Source organism: Shewanella marinintestina (genome assembly GCF_023283845.1).
Taxonomy (GTDB): domain Bacteria; phylum Pseudomonadota; class Gammaproteobacteria; order Enterobacterales; family Shewanellaceae; genus Shewanella; species Shewanella marinintestina.
Genome location: NZ_JAKILC010000022.1, coordinates 1 through 23,595, shown reverse-complemented (window position 1 = coordinate 23,595; position 23,595 = coordinate 1). Strand labels below are relative to the sequence as shown.

The following is a 23,595-nucleotide window of genomic DNA, read 5'->3' as shown; positions in this document are numbered from 1 at the left end:
CTGCTTAAGCCTGCTGGTAGTAACTGCCATTATTGGCGGCAAGTTCGCGCATAGTATCGGTTACTTGGTATAGACCACCTAAGTGAGCGTATTTGTCTGCTAGAGCGACAAAGTTAGCTACACCCATAGTATCTAGGTAACGGAAGACACCGCCTCTAAATGGTGGGAAACCAAGACCGTAAACTAGACCCATATCCGCTTCAGCAGGCGAAGCGATAATTCCTTCTTCAAGACAGCGCACTGTTTCGATAATCATAGGGATCATAGTGCGAGCGATGATCTCATCTGATTCAAATGCTTTTTGTTCACCAAACTCAGCTTGTAGTAATTCATAGCTGGTTGGGTCTAAATCTTTCTTTGGCTTACCGCGGCGGTCAACCGAGTATTGGTAGAAACCTTTACTGTTCTTTTGGCCAAAGCGCTCAGCTTCAAACATCACATCAATAGCATCTTTACCTGATTTACCCATACGGTCTGGGAATCCTTCAGCCATTACCGCTTGTGCGTGATGACCAGTATCTAGGCCAACAACGTCAAGTAAGTAAGCTGGGCCCATTGGCCAACCAAACTGCTTCTCCATCACTTTATCAATAGCGGCGAAATCGGCGCCATCGGCAAGCAAGCCACTAAAGCCTGCAAAGTAAGGGAAGAGTACGCGGTTAACAAAGAAACCTGGGCAGTCATTTACCACGATAGGGGTTTTACCCATCTTGCTGGCATAGGCTACAACGGAAGCAACGGTTTCGTCTGAGCTGTTTTCACCACGAATGACTTCGACTAATGGCATTTTGTGCACTGGGTTAAAGAAGTGCATACCACAGAAGCGCTCAGGCTTTTTGAGGCTCTTAGCTAATAGGTTGATTGAAATCGTTGAGGTGTTAGAGGTGATGATGGCATCTTCGCTAACATGTTGTTCAACTTCAGCCAGTACCATTGATTTTACTTTTGGATGCTCAACAACGGCTTCAACCACCACGTCAGCATCTTTTACTGGAGCATAGTCGAGTGCCGGAGTGATGTTATTCAGTACTGCTGCCATCTTTGCTGGCGTTGAACGGCCGCGCTTCACTTGTGCAGTAAGCAGTTTTGCTGCTTCACCTAAGCCTAAATCGAGTGCCGGTTGGGCGATATCTTTCATCACGATAGGTGTGCCTTTGCTGGCACTTTGGTAAGCGATACCGCCACCCATGATACCGGCGCCAAGTACAGCTGCAGAGTCGACTTTCTTAGCGAGTTTGCCAGCTTTCTTAGCTTTACCTTTAACGAGTTGATCGTTTAAGAAGATACCAATCAGTGCTTGCGCAACTTCGGTTTTGGCTAGCTTTACAAACGCTTGATGTTCAATTTGTAAGGCTTCTGCTCGGCTACTTTGTGCTGCTTGCTCGACAACACTAATTACAGCCATTGGTGCAGGGTAATGTTTACCGGCAATTTTAAATACCATGCCTTTAGCTGTAGCAAAAGACATCATGGCTTCAAGCTTAGGTAGGGTTAGCGGCGCTTGTTTCTTAGCGCGGCGAGATTGCCAATCTAGCTTTTCTGCTAGGGCATCTTTAAGCATTTTTAATGCTGCTGGTTTTAATTGCTCTGGAGCGACAACGGCGTCAATAGCGCCAACTTTTAGTGCTGCTTCTGGGCGTTGATCTTTACCTGAGGTGATCCATTCAAGTGCGTTGTCGGCACCGATAACACGTGGTAAACGTACTGTGCCACCAAAGCCTGGGATAATACCTAATTTAGTTTCAGGTAGACCGATGCGAGCTGTTGTGTCTGCGATACGGAAGTCTGTTGCTAGGATGGTTTCACAACCACCACCTAATGCAAAGCCATTAATTGCTGAAATCGTGGGAAAAGGTAAGTCTTCTAGCTTATTGAAAACATCGTTAGCTTGTTCAAGCCATGAGTGCAGTACTGTGTCTTCTTCAGTGAACAGTCCCAGAAACTCAGTGATGTCAGCGCCAACGATAAAGGCATCTTTAGCTGAGCTCAGCATAAGACCCTTGATACTAGAATCTTGTTTGATGCTGTCGAGTGCAGCATTTAACGAATCGATGGTTGCTCTGTCTAACTTGTTCACTGAACCTTGTGCTTTAAAGCATAGGTGGGCGATATTATCTTCGAGTAACTCAACCTCAATTGTAGGGCTTTGGTAGATCATTGCTTGCTTCCTTATAGCTTAAGTTCACTATTCAGATCGTTAATGATTTTATTATCTGAATGTAACTTTCTTTGTCACAGCAGCCTCGGCCATCATTTGACCAGTTGCCATCCAGTGTGCGACTAATCACAAAAAATTACAACACCCAATTTAAACGATCGTTTGGTTTTTTGGTGTGTATAAATAATAACTTTTAATATTCATGGTTTTATTGATTTTTTGCAGGTTTTTTGATTTTAAGTTTATGGTTAGTAACTTGCCTGTAAATGCGAATAATGTGTTTGAAGAAAAATTTTAATTAACGATGTGTTAGACTGAGCCGTCGTCGAAAATTTGGCTAAATAATAACAATAGGGTAACCCTCATGGAACAGTTAGCACATCTCTATCATGACCATCTTCAAGTCTTAAATGGTCGTGTCGCCGAGATTATTTCTCGCGAAAATTTGTCGGGCTTAGTCATTCATTCAGGCCAAGCACACAGACAGTTTTTAGATGATCTAGATTACCCTTTTAAAGTTAATCCACATTTTAAAGCCTGGTTACCGGTGACCGACAATCCTAACTCATGGTTGATCGTAAATGGCACAGATAAGCCAGTGTTAATCTTTTATCGCCCTGTGGATTTTTGGCATAAAGTGGCTGCAGAGCCGACTGAATATTGGTCAGAGCACGTCGATATTAAGTTTTTGACCAAAGCCGATAAAGTTGCCGAGTATCTTCCTAAAGATATTGATAATTGGGCTTATATTGGTGAGCACTTAGATGTGGCTGATGTCTTGGGCTTTAAGGCGCGTAATCCAGATGCAGTGTTAAGCTTCCTTAATTACCACCGTGCAACAAAGACTGACTATGAGTTGGTTTGTATGCGTCAGTCCAACGCAATTGCTGTGACCGGGCATCAGGCGGCTAAAACAGCTTTCTATAATGGTGCGAGTGAGTTTGAGATCTTACAAGTTTACTTATCGGCGGTATCACAAGGTGAAAACCAAGTCCCTTACGGCAGTATTGTTGCGCTTAATGAAAACGCAGCGATTTTGCATTACACGGCACTCGAGCAAAAATCGCCAGCCCAGCGTCGTTCATTCTTAATTGACGCCGGAGCTAACTTTAACGGTTATGCATCTGATATCACCCGTAGCTATGCCTTTGAAAAGAATATTTTCGATGATTTGATTACTGCAATGGACAATTTACAGCTGCAGATCATCAATATGATGAAGCCAGGTGTGAGCTATGTGCAATTGCACGTCGAAACTCATTATAAGTTAGCGCAGATCTTGTTGGATTTTGATATTGTCAGCGGCGATGTACAGGGGCTGGTCGAACAGGGCATAACTAGCGTGTTCTTCCCCCATGGATTAGGTCATATGTTAGGTATTCAGGTGCACGACATGGGCGGTTTCCTTGGTGATGATAAAGGCACTCATATTGCCGCTCCTGATGCGCATCCGTTTTTACGTTGTACTCGAGAGTTAGATGTTAATCAGGTACTGACCATAGAGCCGGGTATTTATATTATTGACTCGCTATTAGCGCCGTTAAAACAAGATAAGCGTCAGTCTCAGATTAATTGGAATACGGTAGATACCCTAAGGCCATTTGGTGGTATTCGTATTGAAGACAACGTGATTGTTCATGGCGAGAGTATTGAGAATATGACCCGAGATTTAGGGTTGAATCGCTAATATTTTTCGCTAACTTGGCTGAGATAATCGCGAATAATCGATTGAGAGAACTATTTTGAGCGAGAGCTATCTCATTCCTGCCGCAGAGCTATTATTTGAAGAAGAGATAAAGCATAGTCGCTTTATCTCTTTTCTATTTCACTGCCAGTCTGCAGAAGAGTTGAAGTGTGTACTTACTAACTTAAAGGTTGAGTATCCGGGAGCAAACCATTATTGCTACGCTTTTGTTGGTGGTGCACCAACGGATAACGTCAATATGGGCTCTAGTGATGACGGTGAACCTTCAGGTAGTGCTGGTCGGCCGATGTTAGCGGCGCTACAGGGCGCTAATATTGGTGAAGTTGGGGCAGTTGTTATCCGCTATTTTGGCGGAACTAAACTAGGCGTGGGTGGATTGGTTAGAGCCTATAGTTCGGGGATTAAACAAGCGATTCCTCAGCTGCAAACTCAACTTAAGCAGATCCGTTATCCAGCGACTCTAGTGTGTGATTATCATCAACTCAAAGATGTTGAGCATATTTTTGCCCAATATGACGTGGTGATTGACGACAAACAGTTTAGCGACAATATCGTGATTCAATTTGCTATACCTAAAGCGTTTAAGGTGCAGCTAAACGTCGATCTAGCCACTATGAGTAAAGGCCAGTTGAAAGCCATATTTGCCGAGTAAGTTAGCCAGTTTTATGTTTGCTGATTTATCGGTAATAAGTGTAACAAGCGCTTTGTATTGCAATTGCTGCGGTACAAGGTCATTAATTATGTGTACAAAAATGCGCTGTAGCATTAGCGCGAGTGATGGGAATCAATGCAATATCGAACAATTATAAGAATTACAGGCCTGCTGATGGGGCTGTTTTCTTTATCTTTACTCCCACCTGCCGTGGTAGCCGTTATTTATAAAGATGGTGGCGGCATGGCATTTATTCAGGCGTTTGTATTGTGCCTGATTTTGGGTTTTAGCCTTTGGTATCCCAACCGTGCTCATCGTAAAGATCTGCGTACCCGCGAGGGCTTCTTGCTGGTGGTATTGTTCTGGGTAGTACTCGGCTCTATTGGTGCTGTGCCATTTATTTTCTCTGGCCAACCCTCACTAAGTTTAACCGACAGTTTTTTTGAGTCGTTCTCTGCGCTGACCACCACCGGAGCCACGGTGATTGTTGGCCTCGATAGCCTACCCAAAGCGATTTTGTTCTATCGCCACTTGCTGCAATGGCTTGGTGGTATGGGAATTATTGTACTGGCAGTGGCTATTTTGCCTGTACTTGGCGTTGGGGGGATGCAGCTATATCGTGCCGAAATGCCAGGACCAGTTAAAGACAGTAAGATGACGCCCAGAATTGCTGAAACCGCTAAAGCGCTTTGGTATATCTATTTAGCATTAACCGTCGCTTGTGCCTTTGCTTATTGGTTGGCGGGGATGGATGTGTTTGATGCGATTTGTCACTCATTCTCAACCATTGCCATTGGCGGTTTCTCTACTCACGACGCCAGTATGGGCTACTTTGACAGCCCTACAATCAATCTGATCTGTGTAGTGTTTCTGCTGATTGCAGCACTGAATTTTAGCTTACACTTTGCGGCATTTTCTCGCCGCGGCATTAACCTTAGAGTTTACTTTAGGGACGCCGAGTTTAAAGTGCTCATTGCGATTCAATTGGTGCTAACTGCCATCTGTTTTGTCACCCTGTATGGCTCAGGCATTTATGACTCGGCAGAAGAAACTTTTGATTATGCACTGTTCCAAGCGGTATCGATTTCCACTACTGCCGGCTTTGGTACCGAGAGTTTTCACGCTTGGCCGCTGTTCTTACCTATCTTGCTAATTTTCTCTAGTTTTATTGGCGGCAGTGGTGGCTCAACAGCAGGCGGTATTAAAGTCATTCGAGTTATTTTGTTGTTATTGCAAGGCTCTCGCGAGTTAAAGCGCTTGGTACATCCACGTGGTATGTTTTCTATTCGTATTAGTGGTAACGCACTGCCAGATAGGGTTATTGATGCGGTATGGGGGTTCTTCTCTGCTTACGCGTTAGTGTTTGTAGTGTGCATGCTTATTTTGATGGCACAAGGGATGGATGCGATTACCGCTTTTAGTGCTACAGCTGCTTGCTTGAATAACCTAGGTCCAGGTTTAGGTGAGGTGGCGAGTAACTACGCCAGTATTGGCGATGGTGAAAAGTGGGTGCTATTGTTTGCCATGCTGTTTGGCCGATTAGAAGTGTTTACTCTGTTAATTTTGTTTACGCCGACCTTCTGGAAAAACTAAATTAAGTGTAAAGATAGTTACTCGATTGCTTAGGCTAAGCTAGCGTTAATTATTGAGTAGTATATTCAAGATATGACAGGCCGTTGGCCATAGTTTGTGTCTAGTTATAACCCTGTATTAATCGGGAAATAGTAGGAAGTAAATGAACAAAACTCTCATTATTTATTCGACTGTCGATGGCCAAACCAAAGCAATTTGTGAGCAAATCAAAAAGATCACCCAAGAACATGATAACGAGGTGACTTTGACCTCATTGGAAAATGCTGAAGCATTGGGCTTAGCTCAGTTCGATAAGGTATTGGTTGCGGCAAGTATTCGTTATGGTAAACACCGACCCGAACTATATCAGTTTATTAATCGTCATCATGCGGTGCTCAATGCCAAACAAAATGCATTCTTTACCGTCAATGTTGTTGCACGTAAACCGGAAAAAAATACTCCAGAAACGAATCCTTATATGAAAAAGTTTTTGGAACTTTCGCTGTGGCAACCACAACAGTTAGCCGTGTTTGCTGGCAAAATTGATTACCCTAAATATCGCTTATTCGATAAGGTAATGATCCGCTTTATTATGTGGATGACCAAAGGGCCGACAGATACAACAGGTACCTTTGAATTTACCGATTGGAATAAAGTCGACGAGTTTGCTCGAGCGTTTTCTGAACGCTAAAGCACCGCAAATTAGACCCAAAAAAGCCTGCTGTTTAGCAGGCTTTTTTGTTTTAGTTTATTGAGCGCAATATTTGCGATGCAGTATTGAAATAACTTCAGTGACTTGCTCATTTTTAAGAGTGTAATAAACCACTTGAGAGCTTTTACGGGTGGCAACTAAGTCTTCAGAGCGTAATACCGCTAAATGTTGTGATAGCGCTGATTGACTAAGGGGAACTGTTTTATTAAGTTCAGTAACGCTTAACTCTTTATCTAGTAATAAGCATAAGATCATTAGGCGGTATGGGTTGGCAATCGCTTTTAGCCATTTAGCCGCGCTTTCAGCATTTGTGACCATTGCATTCGCATCTATTTCTTGCTGCATACTTATGCTTACTCCATAGCCTTCAATTAGTTAATTCTAATTGAGTGGTATTGATAAAACAATATACTTCCAGATTACCATTTTAACAATTTTTGATGCCGATAATATGAGCTATACCTAATTTGTGATCCATTCTCCTTTAAAAACTGCGATTTGCTGTAACAATGTCTTTAAACAACAAATTCTCTATTGGGATTAAGATGAAATCTGTTCTGGTACTCTATTATTCACGTGGTGGTCATACTGCCAGAATTAGCCGTGCGATTGCCGACCACCTAGCGAGTGTTGGTCACAAGTGCGATATGATGCATATCAATGAAGCTAAAGCTGAAGGCATCGATTGGCAAAAGTATGATGTTGTTGCTTTGGGGGCTTGCGTACTTTACGGCACTTACCATAAGACTGTATTTGAATTTGCAGCCCAACATCAAGCTGAGCTAAATGCAAAAGCGACCAGTTTTTTTAGTGTTAACGTGGTTGCGCGAAAACCTGAAAAACGTGTTCCTGAAAATAATAAATATCTGCAGAAGTTTATTGAGCTATCGGCATGGAAACCAAACGACGTAAAAGTGATTGCCGGTAAGGTAGATTACCCATCTTGGCGTTGGTATGACAGAATGATGATCCAACTAATTATGAAGATCACCGATGGGCCGACCGATCCTAAAGCAATAATTGATTACACTGATTGGGAAGATGTGAAAGTTTACGCTGAGCATCTCGTTAGCTTAGCTAAATAGGTGACAGACTTAAAAGCCGCACTTGATGCGGCTTTTTTGTAGCTGAAAAACAGGGTTAATACTTCCAAAAGCTTGGATGGAATAATACTGCAACCGTTAAGATCTCTAAGCGTCCAAGTAGCATCCCAATCGCTAATGCCCATTTGGCCACGTCAGGTAAAGTGGAAAAGTTTCCTGCTGGACCAATAGTGCCACCTAATCCTGGTCCCACGTTGGTAACTGCGGTAATGGCGCCCGTAAAGCTAGTGACAGGGTCTAGCCCGGTAAGCACTAACACTATAGATAGCAGTACGATTACCATCACAAATAATAATATGAAGGTAACTAGGGAGCGGACAATGTCATCTTTAATGATGCGGTTGTTATAACGCTCTTTAAACACGCCATTGGGATGAAACTGTTGTTTTAACTGCTCACGCATAACCACACCGGCTATTTGGAAACGGAAGATTTTTATCCCGCCAGAGGTTGAGCCAGAACAGCTACCAACAAACATTAAAAATAGAAAGGCTATGTTGGCTAGAGCGCCCCAAGCCGTATAGTCAGTTAGGCCATAACCGGTAGTTGTCACAACGGAAACCACATTAAAGCTGGCTAAGCGTAGAGCATCTAAAGCGGCTATTTCTCTGCTACTCCAAAGCCATAATGCTAATGTGCAAGAAACAAAAATAACAAACTTTAAAAAGCCTTTTACCTGAGCGTCATTCCAAATTTTTATTGAGCGATGTTGCACCATATAAACAAACATCAATAAGGGTAAACCACCTGCCAGCATAAAAGTGGTACCAACCCAGTGAGCTTCGTTTGAAAAGGCCGCCATAGATTGGTCGGAAGTTGAATAGCCGCCAGTCGACAGGGTTGTCATGGCGTGGTTTATGGCTTGAAACCAGCTCATGCCGCTGTTGTGATAAGCAAGAAAACATAAAAAAGTCAGCAGGCAATAAACAATAAACAAATTCTTTGCCATAGATTGAGTTCGCGGTGTGGTTTTATCACTCCAATCAGACGACTCGGTTCTAAAAAGCCGCATACCACCGACATTTAAAAATGGCAGTACAGCTACCGCCATTACAATAAAACCTATGCCACCCATCCACTGCAATAGTGAGCGCCAAATAAGGATGCTGTGATCCATGGTATCTAACCCCGACAGCACTGTTGAACCTGTGGTGGTGATCCCTGACATGGTTTCAAAGAATGCGTCGGTATAATTAATGCCGTGATACAAGGTAAAAGGCATCGCTGCAAATAAGCTGACAATAACCCAAGTAAGGCAGGTTAATAAAAACATGTCGCGAATGTTGAGGTGTAACTTAGTGCTTTGGCCTTGATGCATACAAAAACTCGCAGCCGTTCCTGCAACGAGAGATGAGATCATAAAGGCGGCAACAGTTTCTTCACCATAATAAAGGGCAAAGGCACCGGGTATTAGCATAAAGCCTGTCAGTGTCGACAGGAAAATACCTAGAATAAATAGCAGTGGGCGATAGTTCAGCATAATAGGTTATACCAATCTAAGTGAGAAGATGCTCGGCGAGGAGCCTTTCCTGTAGTGCAATTACCAAGTACATTGTTAGCTCCCCTTGATAACCTCGAGTTACAGGCTATAAAGGGGCAATATATTTAAGTGTTGATACAGCAACACGCTTTAAAAGAAAAAGGCGCTCGGTTGGAACAGCTTTTCAACTTCGCCAACAAACTTCTTGTTTACTAAGAAGAGAATGACATGGTCACCTTGTTCGATAACTGTTTTATCGTGAGCCATAAGTACTTCTTCATCGCGCACGATTGCGCCAATAGTCGTACCTGGTGGCAGCTTGATTTCACTAATCTGTTTACCAACAACTTTAGATGTATTTGCATCACCATGAGCAATGGCTTCAATGGCTTCAGCTGCACCGCGGCGTAGTGAGTAAACGTTACAGATGTCACCTTGGCGAATATGAGTTAGTAGAGCTGAAATAGTGGCTTGTTGTGGTGATATTGCAATATCAATATTGGCTTCTTGTACGATATCGACATAAGCCTCACGCTGGATCAACACCATTACTTTTTTCGCACCCATGCGTTTAGCTAAGAGTGCTGCCATGATGTTGGCTTCATCATCATTGGTGACTGCTATAAATACATCAGTTTGGTCGATATGCTCTTCAAGTAGTAGCTCTTGATCTGATGCGTCACCACAAAATACCGTGGTATTTTCAAGCTTTTCTGACAACTCTTCTGCGCGCTCTTGCTTACGTTCAATCAGTTTTACTGAATGATTACGCTGCAGTTGTTTGGCTAGGCCTAAACCAATATTACCACCACCAGCAATCATAATATTACGGTAGGAGTTATCGAGCTTTTGCATCTCACTCATAACCGCACGCACGTGGCGACTATCTGCAACGAAGAATACTTCATCATCGGCTTCGATAATGGTGGTTCCGCGAGGCATGATAGGGCGACCTTGTCTAAAAATAGCAGCTACCCGGGTATCAATATTAGGCATATGTTCACGCAGGGCGGCGAGGGCGTTACCCACTAATGGGCCACCGTAATATGCACGCACTGCGACTAGACTCAGTCTGCCCTCGGCAAATTCAAGCACTTGCAATGCACCAGGATATTCAACTAAGCGACCAATATAAGCGGTAACTAGCTGTTCAGGAGCAATGAGCTCATCAATAATAAAGCCGCCGCGTGGACGGTTTTCAGCGTTCTTGGTTTCGCTATCAATAAAAAGTTTATCGCGCAGACCTAAGTATTGCTCTGAGCGAATTCGGGCAATTTTGGTCGGGGTACCGTACAGTGAATACGCAATCTGGCAGGCTGCCATATTACACTCGTCACTGTTGGTTACCGCAATCAGCATATCTGCGTCTTCGGCACCGGCCTCTTTTAATACACTTGGATGAGCACCGTGACCCACAACCACTCGTAAGTCGTACTTATCTTGTAGCGAACGTAAGCGGTTTTTGTCGTTATCGACAATGGTGATGTCATTGTTTTCGCCAACTAAGTTTTCGGCTAATGTGCCGCCAACTTGTCCCGCACCCAAAATGATAATTTTCATTGCCGTACTAATCCTTCACTAGGCGAGCGTAATAAAAGCCGTCCATATTGTCTTGCCCTGGAACAATCTGCCAACCAATATCATCTGGATTAGCTTGTTCTTCGATAGGCACCAAGGTTGCATCTGGCGTTCTAGCTAAAAATGCACTGACTTGATCTCTGTTTTCCTGAGGCAATATTGAACATGTTGCATATAGGAGTGTGCCACCTGACTTTAACCACTTCCAGCAATGATCAAATATTTGTGACTGTAATTGAGCCAACTCTTCGATGTCGTTGTTCTTTCTTAGCCACTTAATATCGGGGTGACGACGGATCACGCCCGTTGCTGAACATGGGGCATCAAGTAAAATTCGGTCAAACTGTTCGCCTTGCCACCAAGAGTCGATGTCGGCTGCATCACCATGAATACATTCGGCTTTGAGCGATAATCTATCAAGATTTTGCTGCACTCGTTCAAGACGTTTCGCGTCAAAATCAACGGCTACCAATTTAATGTTTGGTGCAAGTTCCAACAGGTGGCAAGTTTTACCGCCTGGTGCTGCACAGGCATCAAGTACCAGTTCATCACCTTGTGGAGCCAATAACGTTGCTGCCCATTGTGCGGCACCATCTTGTACTGAAGCCGCCCCAGTTTCAAAACCAGGTAGCTGCATTACATCACGCGGACTGCTTAATAAAATTGAATCTGGGCTGTTACCCGCTTCAGCTTCAATCTCTAAACCCGCTAATGCTTGTAAGTAGGTTTCTCTTGTTTGTGATTGTTGATTGTTACGCAACCACATTGGAGGGCGCTCATGGCTTTGCTCAATCACGTTTTTCCAGTTATCTGGATAAGCCTCTTTTAAGCGCTTAATGATCCAAGCTGGAGTGTTGTATGCCAGAGTGTCATTGTCAGTTGCTAAAGGCTTTTCTTGGCGTTGAATATTACGTAAAACACCGTTAACTACCTTAACTAAGCCTTCAAACTTTAACTGACGGCAGGCTTCGGCTGTTTCTGATATCGATGCATGACTTGGAATACGAGTGAAATACAGTTGATAGCAACCTACAAGCAATAGCTGGTGGACAATACGTTGCTTGCCTTTCATCTGCTTACTCATGCAGTCACTGACTTGCTTGTCGAGTTGTGGCAAGTAGCGCATTACGCCATAGCAAAGCTCGGCAAGTAGTGCTTTGTCTTTACCATTATCAAGGTGTCTTTGTTGATCTGGTAATGCAACTGACAGAGAAATACCCTTTTCTAGCACCTGAAAAACGACCTTCGCGGCCAAAGCTCTTAAGTTCATTGGTGATTAAGCCTCTTGATTGTCAGAACTAGCTAGCACAGTGCCCGGAGTAAACCAGTCTGCTCTTGAGTTGAGTATGTCGGCAACACTTAATGGTTTTTTGCCTGGCAGTTGCATTTGTGTAATGGTTAATACGCCATCACCTGTGGCAATACTAATACCTGCTTTATCGGCAGATAAAATAGTACCTGGTTGCTTGGAGCTTGTTTCATCGCTCACATGGCTTTGCCATACTTTTATGGTATTGCCTTCGTGCTCGTAGTGACTGACAGGCCAAGGATTGAAAGCGCGGACTTCACGCCATAATGCGCTAGCCGACTTTGACCAATCTAAGCGTGCTTCTTCTTTCGATAACTTTTCAGCGTAGTTAGCTAGTGCCTCATTTTGTTTTTCGGCAGGTAAGCGATCTTCTGCAATAGCAGCTAAGGCTTCAACAAGTGCACTCGGACCTTGCTCGGCTAACTTTTCATAAAGAGTTGCAGAGGTATCTGTATCTTCGATTTTTAGCTGAGTCTTAAGCAGCATGTCGCCGGTATCTAAGCCAATATCCATTTGCATAATGGTGACGCCTGTTTCGGTATCACCTGCCCATAATGCGCGTTGAATCGGCGCTGCACCGCGCCAGCGAGGTAAAATTGAACCATGCACATTAATGCAACCAAGGCGAGGGGTGTCTAATACTACTTTTGGTAAAATAAGCCCGTACGCCACAACAACCATTATGTCTGCATTTAGCGCGGCGAGTTCAGCTTGCGCTTCTTCGTCACGTAAAGATTTTGGTTGGTAAACTGCGATGTCATTTTCAAGCGCTAGTGCTTTAACTGGGCTAGCTTGTAATTTCTTGCCTCGGCCAGCAGGTCTGTCTGGTTGAGTGTATACCGCAATTACATTGTGCTCTGAATCGATTAGCGCTTGAAGATGGCGTGCAGCGAAGTCTGGTGTTCCTGCAAAAATGACATTTAATGGTTTCAAAAATTTATCCTTGTTTTGCTTCTAGACGAGCCGCTTTTTCTAGTTTCTGTTTGATACGTTGGCGCTTTAATGGCGACAGGTAATCAACGAATAGCTTGCCTGATAAATGGTCGAGTTCATGCTGTAGGCAAATAGCGAACAGTCCGTCAGCCTCAAGAGTAAATTCTTTACCATCGCGGTCGAGTGCTTTAATTGTCACAAATTCGGCACGGTCTACTTTAGCGTAAACGCCTGGAACAGACAGGCAGCCTTCTTCATTACAAAAGTCACCGCTCTTAGCAATAATCTCTAGGTTGATGAAAACCGTCGGGCGTTCTTCATCATCTTGAAGATCCATAACGATAAGTTGGTGGTGATAATTAACTTGGGTCGCTGCCAGACCAATACCTTTCTCTTCGTACATTGTTTCGAACATATCGTCGATTTGTGTTTGAAGTGCAGAGTTAAACTCTGTGATTGGCTTGGCAACCGTACGTAATCTTTCATCTGGAAATTGTAAAACTTTTAATAAACTCATATCTAAACTCTTAACAAGTCTGTCAAAATTGAGCCAGTTAGTTATACTGACTTTTGCTAATGGCTCAATTTTAGTCGTTAGCGGCATTCAATAACAGCAAAAGCTCTACTAATACTTTAATAAAAGAGCAAATAGCATGGATACCCTGATGAAACAGTTAATATTCTTGGCTTTACTTACAATTGGTTCCACCTCTGTATTCGCTGATACGTTGACGCTTAAGTCGGGGCACCCAGACTCTTATGTGGTGAAGAAAGGCGATACTCTATGGGATATTTCAGCATCTTTCCTCAAAGATCCTTGGCGCTGGCCTAAACTTTGGGGCGTTAATCCACAAGTCGCAAACCCGCATCTAATTTATCCCGGCGATAAACTCACTTTAGTGTTTATTGATGGCGAGCCTCGTCTAGTGATGAAGCCCCATATTAGAAAGAGCCCACAGGGGCGAATTTCTGCCAAAGATGGTGCAATTCCAGCTATCGACCTTTCGCTAATTCAACCTTATTTGCTACAAAATCGTGTTGTTGATGAGGATTGGTTCGAGCTACAGCCCAAAGTCATGGGAGGCGAGAGCCCGTCTAAGTTCCATGTTGTTTCTGATATTATTTATGTCCAAGGTGAGCTGACAGTCGGTGATAAGTTGGGCGTGTATGCTGATGGACGTACATTTAAGAGCAGTGATGGAGAAAACCTTGGTTTAGAAGTTATTCTATCTGCTTCGGGAAGAGTTATTGAATCAGGCCCTGTTTCTAAAGTCGAATTACTGAGTAATTTACGTGAAACGGCAGCAGGCTATCGGGTGCTGCCTATAGAAGATGATTCATTAATGTCAGCTTACTTTATGCCGCGTGCCGCACATCTAGAACTGCCTGCGTCAGTGCTTGCTTCAGGTAAAGATATTCGAGCAATGGGTAAGCTGGATGTGGTTTACCTTGATCGTGGAGCCGAAGATGGTCTTGAAACTGGGCAGGTTTTTTCAATATTTAAAGATGGAAAAGTGGTGGTGATTGATGGCGATGGCATACCTGTGCAGCCACATGATCGTAATCGTTATGAAAAAATACTTGCTAACGTCTCATCAGATAACGCAATTAAAATGCCGGACCTTTATCGCGGTAAGCTGATGGTATTCAAAGTGTTCGATAAAACCAGTATGGGTATTATATTGGTTAACGAGCGCCCTGTAAGAGTTGCTGATAAATTAGTGACACCTGACTCGCTGATTGGCAGTGAGTAGACTAAGATTAAGATAAGCTTTGATATCGATGTTGAATCGGCATTAGCATCGATTTTTTAAAGGATTATCTATTAACAATAAGCTGGTCGATTGGCTAGTTGTTTCTGCGGTATCTGGGCTAGGACCCGCTCGGATTAAACAATTATTAAACTACATGGATGTAGCAGAGTTAAAGCAAAGGTTAGCGCATGAGCCCCAAGCGTTGCCTTTGCCAGAATCGTTACTCCAGTCCTCGTTATCTCCCGATTATGCTCTGGTTGAGGCTGCATTGTCTTGGCAGCAGTCAGCCGATAATCATCACCTTGTTTGCATTGATGATCCATTTTACCCGCCATTACTAAAGCAAATTACAGATCCTCCTACTGTACTGTTTTTAAAAGGTCATATTGATGGATTACTATTCCCGAGTATCGCTATTGTTGGCAGTCGTAATGCGACCGTCGGTGGCAAGAAAGTGGCCTATGAGTTGGCAGCGCAGCTGGCTGGTCAAGGTTTATCTATTACCAGTGGTATGGCGTTAGGTATTGATGGCGTTGCACATCAAGCGGCCATTGATATAGGTAAACCTAGCCTAGCGGTTTTAGGCACAGGGGTAGATGTGGTTTACCCTAAACGGCATAAGAGTATTTATCAAAATATTCAACAGGATGGTTGTGTTATTAGTGAGTTTTGGCCAGCGGTTAAACCTTTCGCTGGTAATTTTCCGAAACGAAACCGGATTATTAGCGGTCTAACTATAGGAACCTTAGTGGTGGAAGCGGGTTTGAAAAGTGGTTCGTTAATTACAGCGCGCCTAGCTAATGAGCAAGGGCGAGAGGTATTTGCTATTCCTGGTAGTGTACTTAGCGGGCAAAGTGAGGGGTGCCATAAATTATTACGTGAAGGGGCTAAGTTGGTGGAGTCTGTTAGTGATATTTTCGAAGAAGTTACACCTTTATCGCATTATCACCTTGAAGAAGTTAAGTCGTGCCACCATATAGTGGGGGAAAGCGCCTCTGATTTGCCATTTTCCTCGCTGTTAGCTAGTGTAGGCTATGAGACTACAGCAATAAATGATGTGGTCGAGCATAGTGGAAAAACCATAGAGCTAGTATTGGAGCAATTGCTTGAACTCGAGCTGCAAGGTTGGATTACTGCAGTCCCTGGTGGTTATATAAGATTGAAGAGGAGCTAGCCATGTTTGATATCCTCATGTATTTATTTGAAAACTATGTTCATAGTGAAGTTGAACTTCTTGTTGATGAAGACGAACTGACTAAAGAGTTAACTCGTGCTGGATTTCACCAAAGCGAGATTATTAAAGCCCTTGCTTGGTTAGAGCATTTAGCTGATTTGCAAGAAGCGGGTACTCCTTATCTTTGCAATCATGATCAGCACTCATTCCGTATTTATACTGAAGCAGAGATGGAAAAGATTGACGTCGAGAGCCGTGGTTTCTTACTGTTTTTAGAGCAAATTAAAGTGCTTAGCGTGGAAACTCGTGAAATGGTGATTGATCGTGTGATGGAAATTGACGAGCCAACGTTGACCTTAGACGATTTAAAGTGGGTCATCTTGATGGTGTTATTTAATGCCCCAGGCCATGAGTCAGCCTATGAGCAGATGGAAGATCTGATCTTTGAGCAGCCGGATGGACGTTTACACTCATAAATGAGCTGAATACGATAGAACAAAGGAGGCCAGAGCCTCCTTTTTTGTACATGGATGTGCGTAAATAGGAATTATGTTTAGAACTTCAGGTGATTCTCACCATGGGCTAAATGTTTTGGCTGTAGGTAATCGCGATAGTCATACCTACCTTGCTTACGCAAACCAGATTTAGCTTTTTCTTCGCTATCATTAAAGGCATTTACCTGCGTGGTTAACCAATCTGCAAACTGTGGCTGGTGCTTGGTTAATGATGCCATCAACTGCTCATAACCTTCGAAATAGTCCGTTTTAAGGAAATGACTTAATTGGACAAAGTCTGCGTGATGGTTTTCAGCTAAGAAGCGGATAGCCATATAGCTCCATTTATAGGTTCTGTCTTGACCATCTTTATATTCAGTAGCAAAAATCTCTTCTAAAGTCGGGGCTTGTTCTAAATCGCGCTTAATTACGCGCAGAGTAGAAGGATTGTTATCGCCTTTAGCAATATATTCAGCTAAACCCTCTGACCACCACACCATCTTTGCTGGGAAGTGGCCAAATCCGCCATATTTAACGAAGTGTCCATCCAAGTAGTGGACGTATTCATGGTTGAGGTTCCATACCTTAAACTCAGGTTCAATCCACCATTGACGATAAGCAAAGAAAGTTGCTTGGTTACCGGGTTTAGATGGCGAGCCCTCAATATACATACCACCATTATCAGTATGAATATCAAAAATTAGCTGACCGTATAAATGGTATTGGCTCCAATTTTTAAAGGCGACTACTCGTAAAGCATTATTAAAATCATTTGCTGCCGGTTTATGTTCAGTGGCTAATACTTGGTGGAACGTCGACTCTTGTGAGGTGAGCTTAGTGCAGCTTTCATTGAGCTCTGCTTGATTAAGATCTTGCGCGAGAATAAACAGACTGTCAGAACAATAGTACTTGATCGGTAATACTGTTTTCAGTTCTGGAATGCGGCAAATCTCGCTATTCTTCTCACATAACTCTTGACCCGCGAACGTATTCACGTGAAAACCTGCCGTATAGATGTCCTTAGCAGCATTACCACGCAGGCTCACATCATTCTTAGCTATGGTTGCGACTGCAGCGTCTAAGGCCAGCTCTTGCTGTGTTGCTTCACCAGTGTCTGATGAGGGCAAGGTTAGGCGATATAAAGCTAGCGCCCAATAGGCATTTGTTCGTGGCCAATCTTGGTTGGCGCGAATACTTGCAGGATTTGCTGCAAAATCGAGTAAGGCACTATCTAAACCTGTTGCAAGTAAGGTTGTAGCTAGCTCGCCGTCAACATCTTTACGGGCTTTATTGAGTAAGAAACCGTAAGCTTTTAGCGTTTCTAATAGTGCGTAATCGTTAGTGCTGTTTGAGCTGGAGTTGGTGAGTTGTTTTAATTGAATATTGAGTTGTGCCACTAGTGGCGCTAGGGCAAGTGCTGCTTGGTTATCGTCAAAGTAACGGTACAGGGTAACGGCATACTGCTCTTGCAGGCGAGGCTGATCTCGTAATCTCCCTGAATCTGTTAGTTTCTGTAAGGCGCTAGCGAGTGCGTTTATGTCAGTGTCATTAAGTTCATCTGCAGGGCCGTAATAACTAAAGGCTCTAAAGTAATAAAGTAGCTTGTCGATGGTTTGAATATTTTGCTGACTTGCTAATGCCGCAGTTGCTTGTTGAAAGTCATTGATTGTGAGTAATGAGCTTTCAGGGCTAAATAACTGACTTTCAGAGGCTGAAGTAATCTGTTTGATAACTTGAGGATTGATTACGGGCTGCTCAACTGTGGCGCATCCAGATATCGAACCTAGTAGACTGACTATAATAGTAATAGCGAGCTTTGAGGCTGTATTCATTTTTATCCCTTTAGATTTATTTTTATATTATTGAATACAATATATCATCGCTTTTTACGAAATTCTAACACTGGAATATAAAACTTAAGCGATTCCTTGGTAGAATAGCGCCATATAGATGAATTGAGATAATCATGGCTAAAATCGATCAACAACTGTTTACAACGCACGAGCACGCTCTTGAGAAAGAGTTTGAGCTTTGCCCTAAATGTGGCTGCGAGTTGTCGCTGAAACACAGTAAACACGGTGGGTTTATAGGCTGTAATAATTACCCTAGTTGTGATTACACCAGACCTTTGGTGCAACACGAATCGATTGAAACACAAGTCATTCAAGGTTCAGTTTGCCCAGACTGTGGTAGTGAATTGGCGGTTAAGTCTGGTCGTTTTGGAATATTTATAGGCTGTACTAATTATCCAGCCTGTAGTCATATTGAAAAACATGACCAAGCAGATGCAGAAGACGAGATAGCTTGCCCTAAATGTAAATCAGGTCATATTGAGCATAGAACCAGCCGTTTTGGTAAGTCGTTTTATGCTTGTAGCGGTTATCCTAAGTGTAAATTTCTAGTCAATTACCCTCCGGTTGCTGAACCTTGCCCAGACTGTGGTTTTGGTATTTTGGTTGAGCGTAAAGGAGCGGCAGGTATGCGTTTGGAGTGTCCTGAAAAGGCTTGTAAATACAAACGCGCAGTTTAAATCACCATATTAACTTTCACTAATGCCACTTTTGAGTAATCATGGCGGCATATATTTTATGGCCTAGTACAAGGTGAAGAGAGATAAATGTTAGAAGTATTGCCTGCTGACGTTGCTGAGCTTGTTATACAAGGTGGCGTTATCGCTTATCCAACTGAGGCTGTATTTGGCTTAGGTTGCGATCCTGATAATAATGATGCCATTGAACAACTATTACAGATCAAACAGAGACCTTGGCAAAAAGGCCTAATTCTCGTGGCTGGTGAGTATCAACAGTTAAAGCCATATATTGATGAGTCTCAATTAACGGCTGAGCAGTTGCTATTCGCCAAGAGCAAATGGCCAGGACCTTATACTTTTATTATGCCGATTAAGCCTGGGTTATCTAAATTGCTAAGCGGTAGCTTTGACTCTATTGCTGTGCGTGTTACAGCACATGAAGGAGTTAAAGCGCTATGTGCTGCAATCAATAAACCTATAGTGTCAACCAGTGCAAATTTATCAGGGCAAGAGCCTGCACTATCAGCTGCAAGCATCAAACAACAGTTTGACGGCATTATTGCTGGGTTAGTTAAAGGCGAATTAGGCATTCAAGCCTCACCATCAACGATTATTGATGCCAAAACAGGCACCATTTTAAGACAAGGTTAATTAGCCTCTATAAAAAGGAATAATATGAGCATCCCAGATCCGGCAGTAGTAAAAGCTTTCTTACTCGATCTTCAAAATCGTATTTGTAATGGATTAGCAGCGTTAGATGGCGTTGCAACATTTGCTGAAGATTCCTGGAAGCGTGAAGAGGGGGGTGGCGGGCAAAGCCGAGTATTAACCGGTGGTGCAGTATTTGAACAAGCTGGAGTGAATTTTTCCCATGTCATGGGGGCATCTATGCCTGCATCGGCAACGGCGCATCGCCCTGAGCTAGCTGGCCGTAGTTTTGAAGCTATGGGAGTCTCGCTAGTTATTCATCCCAATAATCCACATATTCCAACGACTCATGCCAATGTACGCTTTTTTATTGCCAGTAAAGAAGGTGCGGATCCTGTGTGGTGGTTTGGTGGTGGCTTCGACTTAACGCCTTATTACCCTTATTTAGAAGATGTAGTGGACTGGCACCAAAGTGCTAAGTCTTTGTGTGAACCTTTTGGTGAAGAGGTTTACCCTAAATATAAGCAGTGGTGTGATGAATATTTCTGGTTGCCACACCGTAATGAAACTCGCGGTGTAGGTGGCTTGTTCTTTGATGACCTTAATAAGCAAGGGTTTGAGCAGAGTTTTGCCTTTATGCAAGCAGTAGGTAATGGCTTCCTCACAGCGTATGCTCCTATTGTTGAGCGCCGAAAAGATACCGAATATGGTGAGCATGAACGACAGTTTCAGCTATACCGTCGTGGTCGCTACGTTGAATTTAACCTGGTTTATGATCGTGGCACGCTATTTGGCTTGCAAACTGGTGGCCGCACAGAGTCGATATTAATGTCGATGCCGCCACTTGTTCGCTGGGAATATGCTTATACGCCAGAAGTGGGTAGTCCAGAGTCATTATTGTATAGTGACTTCCTTAAACCAAGAGATTGGTTAAGCCTATAATTCTATGCGTCAATCTAGGTGCGCAGGGAATATGCTTACATGCCAGAAGCGGGTAATCCTGAGGCACAACTCTATAGTGATTACCTTAAGCCTAGAGATTGGCTTAGTCTCTAAGCGAGCATAACCCTACGATAGAAACCAATGATACTAGGGTGTTATTGGTTTCGCATATGATCAGCAAGTGTTGATATCGCACTATATATCGCTTGCTGATGCTGCTGTTCTTCCACTTCTATCTCTATCGCAGCGTTCATACATACTAACCATTGATCTCGCATAGTCTCATCGACTTTAAACGGCATGTGTCTGGCACGTAGTGCAGGATGTCCATGTTTTTGCTGATACAATTGTGGCCCACCAAGCCAACCGCTTAGAAATTCAAATAGCTTTTGTTCTGACTCTTCAATTGGCGCTCTATGAATTGCGAGTAATTCTTGAGTAGTTGGGTTGCTTTGCATCTGAGCATAAAACTGATGAGCAATCGCGCGAATAACCTGTTCACCACCGATACGGTCATAGGCATTAGATTGGTTTGGGTCTCTGTCTTGAGATGTACCTTGATGACTGTCAGGCTTACCAATGATCTTTTTTAACCAGTTCATTTAATTGCTCTACTTCTACTAATGGTTTTATTTTTATAAAAGCTATAGTCAGTTTAACGAGTAACGGGTTTACTCTGCAAACTGTTGCCAGAATATCAAAGCTGAAAATAACTCCAATAGAAGCGATTGCCTAGCTGAGGATCCGAGTTACACTGTTATTTTTCATGGCAAAGAGAAATAGGTATGACTCAACGATACGCAGTATTTGGCAACCCAATTAGCCATAGTAAGTCCCCTAAAATACATACTATGTTTGCTAAAGAGACGACTCAGTCACTTACTTATGAGGCGATTCTTGCTCCTATCGATGAATTTCAGCAGAGCTTTAATGCCTTTACTGCAGCAAACGGTCGTGGCGCTAACGTTACAGTGCCATTTAAAGAGCAAGCATTTGCCTTGTGTGATGAACTCAGCGAGCAGGCAAAGCTTGCTGGTGCTGTGAATACTTTATCTGTAATGGCCGATGGAAAAATTCGTGGTGATAATACCGATGGCTTAGGTTTAGTTGCGGATCTCGAAAGAAACTTAGGCAGTCTTACTGGGCTTAATGTTCTTCTTGTTGGAGCTGGTGGCGCCGCAAGAGGTAGTGTGCTGCCATTAATTCAGGCAGGAATTGCCAAGCTTACTATCGTTAACCGCACACAAGCTAAGGCTGAAACACTCGCTGCACTTTTTTCCAGTTATGGCGAAGTAGAGGCTTTACCGATAAGTCATACGGGCAAAAACTATGATGTGATCATTAATTCAACCTCATCAAGCTTAAGTGGTGAGGTGCCTAATATCAGTCGCGATACGATTACGCCACAAACTGTTTGCTACGATATGATGTATGGCAAGCAGCCAACAACATTCAATGTGTGGGCTAAAGCGCAGGGGGCTAAACATACCATCGATGGCTTAGGTATGTTGGTAGGCCAAGCCGCAGAAAGCTTTAATATTTGGCGCAGAATAAAGCCAAGTGTTGAGCCTGTATTAATTCTGCTACGAGCTGAACTGTAATTTGAGATAAATTTGAGAGAAAAATGAATCAAAGTATTTTATTCCCCGATCTTCAAGACTGGGACTCGGGAAGCCAGGTTGTGGTATTTCCAGCACAGGTACAAGGGGCCAACGTTGAGTGTCGCATTAGTCTGCAAAGATTAGCCTTATTTTCATCAGAAGCACTGACGGCGGAAACCTGTGATATTGAAGCTAAAGCGTTAGCTGTATTTGATGAATACCGTTTTGATATAGAAGAAGAGGTTGAAATGCTCATCGAACAGGAGTCATTCGACGAGCAAGGAAGAGTCGTACTTATCTAAGTCGATAGTAGAAGCCGCTAATTAGCCTTCTTGCAAATATTCATTCTTGAGTCTGACGTAGTTGTCAGCTGATTGGGGCAAGAAAGCGAGTTCAGCATCTGTTAGGGGCCTTGCTTGTTTGGCTGGGCTGCCGACATAAAGAAAACCACTCTTAAGAATCTTACCTGGTGGGACTAAAGACCCCGCGCCTAAAATTACATCATCTTCTAATACCGCGCCATCAAGAATGATTGCGCCCATACCTACTAGAATACGATTGCCGACTTGGCAGCCATGCAGCATAGCTTTATGACCAATGGTGACGTCATCACCAATAATCAATGGATGACCTGCAGGTAAAGATGGGGATTTTCGAGTCACATGTAAAACAGTGCCGTCTTGGATATTAGAACGTTTACCTATGTAGATATGGTTTACATCTCCACGTGCTGCAACTAAAGGCCAAACACTGGCATCTTCATCAAGGGTGATGTCACCGACTAATACTGCAGCCTCATCGATATAAACACCTTCTTTAAGTGTCGGTACGGCACCTTTATAAGATCGTAGTGAGCTATTGTTTCTAGAGTTTGACATCTAAAAGTCCTAATTATGGTGTTTTTAGCATTATAAAGCCTAAAAAGTGGCTAGTCAGTGGGTTTTGTGAGCAAACGATTATAAAAGTTCGATTTTGTTCATTATTGCTCTTGCGCTTTAATCTCACATCCCTATAATGCGCATCCACTGACACGGCACAGCAGGCCAACTACCTAGGTAGCAAGGGACTTGCAGCAGTGTTAGAGGTTCGAGAATCGAAAGAGATTTGAATCAGGTGACAATCGCTTTAGAAGCTCAATCAGATGTGACTTGAACAAAGAATCATCGCTTGAAAAACTTCTTAAAATAAGCGCTTGACGCCGACACTGGGAAGTGTAGAATACGCCTCCTCAGCCAAACGACCTAAGCGTC

General features: G+C 43.3%; 23 protein-coding genes. 13 read left to right on the top strand and 10 right to left on the bottom strand.

The features are described from left to right. Positions 1-4: 4 nt before the first annotated feature. Positions 5-2,158: a fatty acid oxidation complex subunit alpha FadB gene (fadB, locus tag L2747_RS18995; RefSeq protein ID WP_249000572.1), complete on the bottom strand. Its 2,154-nt coding sequence runs from the start codon at positions 2,156-2,158 to the stop codon at positions 5-7. 364 nt (positions 2,159-2,522) lie between these two features. On the opposite strand from fadB, the gene pepQ reads away from it, so the two are divergent. The 4 genes from pepQ (at position 2,523) to hemG (L2747_RS18975) (ending at position 6,778) form a co-directional block, all read left to right on the top strand. Further along, on the top strand, positions 2,523-3,845 hold the full coding sequence (gene pepQ / locus L2747_RS18990; protein WP_249000571.1) for a Xaa-Pro dipeptidase: 1,323 nt from the start codon (positions 2,523-2,525) through the stop codon (positions 3,843-3,845). Between the two features lie 55 nt (positions 3,846-3,900). Next, a complete protein-coding gene (locus L2747_RS18985) occupies positions 3,901-4,515 on the top strand; it encodes a YigZ family protein (protein ID WP_249000570.1) in 615 nt (204 codons plus the stop codon). A gap of 135 nt (positions 4,516-4,650) precedes the next feature. Next, a complete protein-coding gene (locus tag L2747_RS18980; RefSeq protein ID WP_249000569.1) occupies positions 4,651-6,108 on the top strand; it encodes a TrkH family potassium uptake protein in 1,458 nt (485 codons plus the stop codon). Positions 6,109-6,250: 142 nt separating this feature from the next. Further along, positions 6,251-6,778 carry a menaquinone-dependent protoporphyrinogen IX dehydrogenase gene (hemG, locus tag L2747_RS18975; RefSeq protein ID WP_249000568.1) on the top strand — a complete coding sequence of 176 codons (528 nt, stop codon included), beginning with the start codon at positions 6,251-6,253 and terminating at the stop codon, positions 6,776-6,778. Between the two features lie 57 nt (positions 6,779-6,835). Here the strand turns inward: hemG (L2747_RS18975) and L2747_RS18970 are convergent, their stop codons facing one another. Next, the gene (locus L2747_RS18970) at positions 6,836-7,144 is read right to left on the bottom strand and encodes an ArsR/SmtB family transcription factor (protein WP_249000567.1); all 309 of its coding nucleotides are present in this window, start codon (positions 7,142-7,144) and stop codon (positions 6,836-6,838) included. A gap of 200 nt (positions 7,145-7,344) precedes the next feature. Here L2747_RS18970 and hemG (L2747_RS18965) point away from each other — a divergent pair, with 200 nt between their 5' ends. Further along, on the top strand, positions 7,345-7,884 hold the full coding sequence (gene hemG, locus L2747_RS18965; protein ID WP_249000566.1) for a menaquinone-dependent protoporphyrinogen IX dehydrogenase: 540 nt from the start codon (positions 7,345-7,347) through the stop codon (positions 7,882-7,884). Positions 7,885-7,939: 55 nt separating this feature from the next. On the opposite strand, the gene L2747_RS18960 is transcribed toward hemG (L2747_RS18965), so the two are convergent. From L2747_RS18960 to def, 5 genes are all read right to left on the bottom strand, one after another. After that, positions 7,940-9,382, bottom strand: coding sequence for a TrkH family potassium uptake protein (locus tag L2747_RS18960; RefSeq protein ID WP_249000565.1), 1,443 nt, complete (start codon positions 9,380-9,382; stop codon positions 7,940-7,942). A gap of 150 nt (positions 9,383-9,532) precedes the next feature. Beyond that, positions 9,533-10,942 carry a Trk system potassium transporter TrkA gene (trkA, locus tag L2747_RS18955; RefSeq protein WP_249000564.1) on the bottom strand — a complete coding sequence of 470 codons (1,410 nt, stop codon included), beginning with the start codon at positions 10,940-10,942 and terminating at the stop codon, positions 9,533-9,535. Between the two features lie 7 nt (positions 10,943-10,949). Then, entirely contained in the window at positions 10,950-12,230 is a 1,281-nt protein-coding gene (gene rsmB, locus L2747_RS18950) for a 16S rRNA (cytosine(967)-C(5))-methyltransferase RsmB (protein WP_249000563.1), read from the bottom strand. 6 nt (positions 12,231-12,236) lie between these two features. Further along, positions 12,237-13,202 (bottom strand): methionyl-tRNA formyltransferase, encoded by a 966-nt coding sequence (fmt, locus tag L2747_RS18945; protein ID WP_249000562.1) that lies wholly within the window; start codon positions 13,200-13,202, stop codon positions 12,237-12,239. 4 nt (positions 13,203-13,206) lie between these two features. Continuing rightward, positions 13,207-13,719 (bottom strand): peptide deformylase, encoded by a 513-nt coding sequence (gene def, locus L2747_RS18940; protein ID WP_249000561.1) that lies wholly within the window; start codon positions 13,717-13,719, stop codon positions 13,207-13,209. Between the two features lie 136 nt (positions 13,720-13,855). Here def and L2747_RS18935 point away from each other — a divergent pair, with 136 nt between their 5' ends. The 3 genes from L2747_RS18935 to L2747_RS18925 all read left to right on the top strand — a co-directional run bounded on the left by L2747_RS18935 (position 13,856) and on the right by L2747_RS18925 (position 16,606). After that, positions 13,856-14,956 (top strand): LysM peptidoglycan-binding domain-containing protein, encoded by a 1,101-nt coding sequence (locus L2747_RS18935; RefSeq protein ID WP_249000560.1) that lies wholly within the window; start codon positions 13,856-13,858, stop codon positions 14,954-14,956. A 154-nt stretch (positions 14,957-15,110) separates the two neighbouring features. Further along, positions 15,111-16,130: a DNA-processing protein DprA gene (dprA, locus tag L2747_RS18930; RefSeq protein WP_249000559.1), complete on the top strand. Its 1,020-nt coding sequence runs from the start codon at positions 15,111-15,113 to the stop codon at positions 16,128-16,130. Positions 16,131-16,132: 2 nt separating this feature from the next. Then, positions 16,133-16,606 (top strand): DUF494 family protein, encoded by a 474-nt coding sequence (locus tag L2747_RS18925; protein ID WP_249000558.1) that lies wholly within the window; start codon positions 16,133-16,135, stop codon positions 16,604-16,606. 77 nt (positions 16,607-16,683) lie between these two features. Here the strand turns inward: L2747_RS18925 and L2747_RS18920 are convergent, their stop codons facing one another. Beyond that, a complete protein-coding gene (locus L2747_RS18920; RefSeq protein ID WP_249000557.1) occupies positions 16,684-18,456 on the bottom strand; it encodes a collagenase in 1,773 nt (590 codons plus the stop codon). Positions 18,457-18,590: 134 nt separating this feature from the next. Here L2747_RS18920 and L2747_RS18915 point away from each other — a divergent pair, with 134 nt between their 5' ends. The 3 genes from L2747_RS18915 to hemF all read left to right on the top strand — a co-directional run bounded on the left by L2747_RS18915 (position 18,591) and on the right by hemF (position 20,744). Continuing rightward, positions 18,591-19,154: a DNA topoisomerase family protein gene (locus tag L2747_RS18915; RefSeq protein WP_249000556.1), complete on the top strand. Its 564-nt coding sequence runs from the start codon at positions 18,591-18,593 to the stop codon at positions 19,152-19,154. An 87-nt stretch (positions 19,155-19,241) separates the two neighbouring features. Then, on the top strand, positions 19,242-19,805 hold the full coding sequence (gene tsaC / locus L2747_RS18910) for an L-threonylcarbamoyladenylate synthase type 1 TsaC (RefSeq protein ID WP_249000555.1): 564 nt from the start codon (positions 19,242-19,244) through the stop codon (positions 19,803-19,805). Between the two features lie 24 nt (positions 19,806-19,829). Continuing rightward, positions 19,830-20,744 (top strand): oxygen-dependent coproporphyrinogen oxidase, encoded by a 915-nt coding sequence (gene hemF / locus L2747_RS18905; RefSeq protein ID WP_249000554.1) that lies wholly within the window; start codon positions 19,830-19,832, stop codon positions 20,742-20,744. A gap of 155 nt (positions 20,745-20,899) precedes the next feature. Here the strand turns inward: hemF and L2747_RS18900 are convergent, their stop codons facing one another. Beyond that, positions 20,900-21,346, bottom strand: a complete 447-nt coding sequence (locus L2747_RS18900) for a group II truncated hemoglobin (RefSeq protein WP_249000553.1) — start codon at positions 21,344-21,346, stop codon at positions 20,900-20,902. A gap of 183 nt (positions 21,347-21,529) precedes the next feature. On the opposite strand from L2747_RS18900, the gene aroE reads away from it, so the two are divergent. Beyond that, positions 21,530-22,345 (top strand): shikimate dehydrogenase, encoded by an 816-nt coding sequence (aroE, locus tag L2747_RS18895; RefSeq protein ID WP_249000552.1) that lies wholly within the window; start codon positions 21,530-21,532, stop codon positions 22,343-22,345. A gap of 23 nt (positions 22,346-22,368) precedes the next feature. Continuing rightward, positions 22,369-22,647, top strand: a complete 279-nt coding sequence (locus tag L2747_RS18890; RefSeq protein ID WP_249000551.1) for a DUF1488 family protein — start codon at positions 22,369-22,371, stop codon at positions 22,645-22,647. A gap of 21 nt (positions 22,648-22,668) precedes the next feature. Here the strand turns inward: L2747_RS18890 and L2747_RS18885 are convergent, their stop codons facing one another. After that, entirely contained in the window at positions 22,669-23,223 is a 555-nt protein-coding gene (locus L2747_RS18885) for a gamma carbonic anhydrase family protein (protein WP_249000550.1), read from the bottom strand. Between the last annotated feature and the right edge of the window lie 372 nt (positions 23,224-23,595).

Bases quoted from the DNA above. Each gene is read 5' to 3' on its own strand.
- hemG (WP_249000566.1), top strand. From the start codon at position 7,345: ATGAAATCTGTTCTGGTACTCTATTATTCACGTGGTGGTCATACTGCC.
- def (WP_249000561.1), bottom strand. From the start codon at position 13,719: ATGAGTTTATTAAAAGTTTTACAATTTCCAGATGAAAGATTACGTACG.
- hemG (WP_249000568.1), top strand. From the start codon at position 6,251: ATGAACAAAACTCTCATTATTTATTCGACTGTCGATGGCCAAACCAAA.
- L2747_RS18920 (WP_249000557.1), bottom strand. From the start codon at position 18,456: ATGAATACAGCCTCAAAGCTCGCTATTACTATTATAGTCAGTCTACTA.
- L2747_RS18960 (WP_249000565.1), bottom strand. From the start codon at position 9,382: ATGCTGAACTATCGCCCACTGCTATTTATTCTAGGTATTTTCCTGTCG.
- L2747_RS18915 (WP_249000556.1), top strand. From the start codon at position 18,591: ATGGCTAAAATCGATCAACAACTGTTTACAACGCACGAGCACGCTCTT.
- L2747_RS18890 (WP_249000551.1), top strand. From the start codon at position 22,369: ATGAATCAAAGTATTTTATTCCCCGATCTTCAAGACTGGGACTCGGGA.
- L2747_RS18980 (WP_249000569.1), top strand. From the start codon at position 4,651: ATGCAATATCGAACAATTATAAGAATTACAGGCCTGCTGATGGGGCTG.
- trkA (WP_249000564.1), bottom strand. From the start codon at position 10,942: ATGAAAATTATCATTTTGGGTGCGGGACAAGTTGGCGGCACATTAGCC.
- dprA (WP_249000559.1), top strand. From the start codon at position 15,111: ATGGATGTAGCAGAGTTAAAGCAAAGGTTAGCGCATGAGCCCCAAGCG.
- L2747_RS18885 (WP_249000550.1), bottom strand. From the start codon at position 23,223: ATGTCAAACTCTAGAAACAATAGCTCACTACGATCTTATAAAGGTGCC.
- tsaC (WP_249000555.1), top strand. From the start codon at position 19,242: ATGTTAGAAGTATTGCCTGCTGACGTTGCTGAGCTTGTTATACAAGGT.
- aroE (WP_249000552.1), top strand. From the start codon at position 21,530: ATGACTCAACGATACGCAGTATTTGGCAACCCAATTAGCCATAGTAAG.
- L2747_RS18900 (WP_249000553.1), bottom strand. From the start codon at position 21,346: ATGAACTGGTTAAAAAAGATCATTGGTAAGCCTGACAGTCATCAAGGT.
- L2747_RS18970 (WP_249000567.1), bottom strand. From the start codon at position 7,144: ATGCAGCAAGAAATAGATGCGAATGCAATGGTCACAAATGCTGAAAGC.
- L2747_RS18925 (WP_249000558.1), top strand. From the start codon at position 16,133: ATGTTTGATATCCTCATGTATTTATTTGAAAACTATGTTCATAGTGAA.
- hemF (WP_249000554.1), top strand. From the start codon at position 19,830: ATGAGCATCCCAGATCCGGCAGTAGTAAAAGCTTTCTTACTCGATCTT.
- fadB (WP_249000572.1), bottom strand. From the start codon at position 2,158: ATGATCTACCAAAGCCCTACAATTGAGGTTGAGTTACTCGAAGATAAT.
- rsmB (WP_249000563.1), bottom strand. From the start codon at position 12,230: ATGAACTTAAGAGCTTTGGCCGCGAAGGTCGTTTTTCAGGTGCTAGAA.
- L2747_RS18935 (WP_249000560.1), top strand. From the start codon at position 13,856: ATGGATACCCTGATGAAACAGTTAATATTCTTGGCTTTACTTACAATT.
- pepQ (WP_249000571.1), top strand. From the start codon at position 2,523: ATGGAACAGTTAGCACATCTCTATCATGACCATCTTCAAGTCTTAAAT.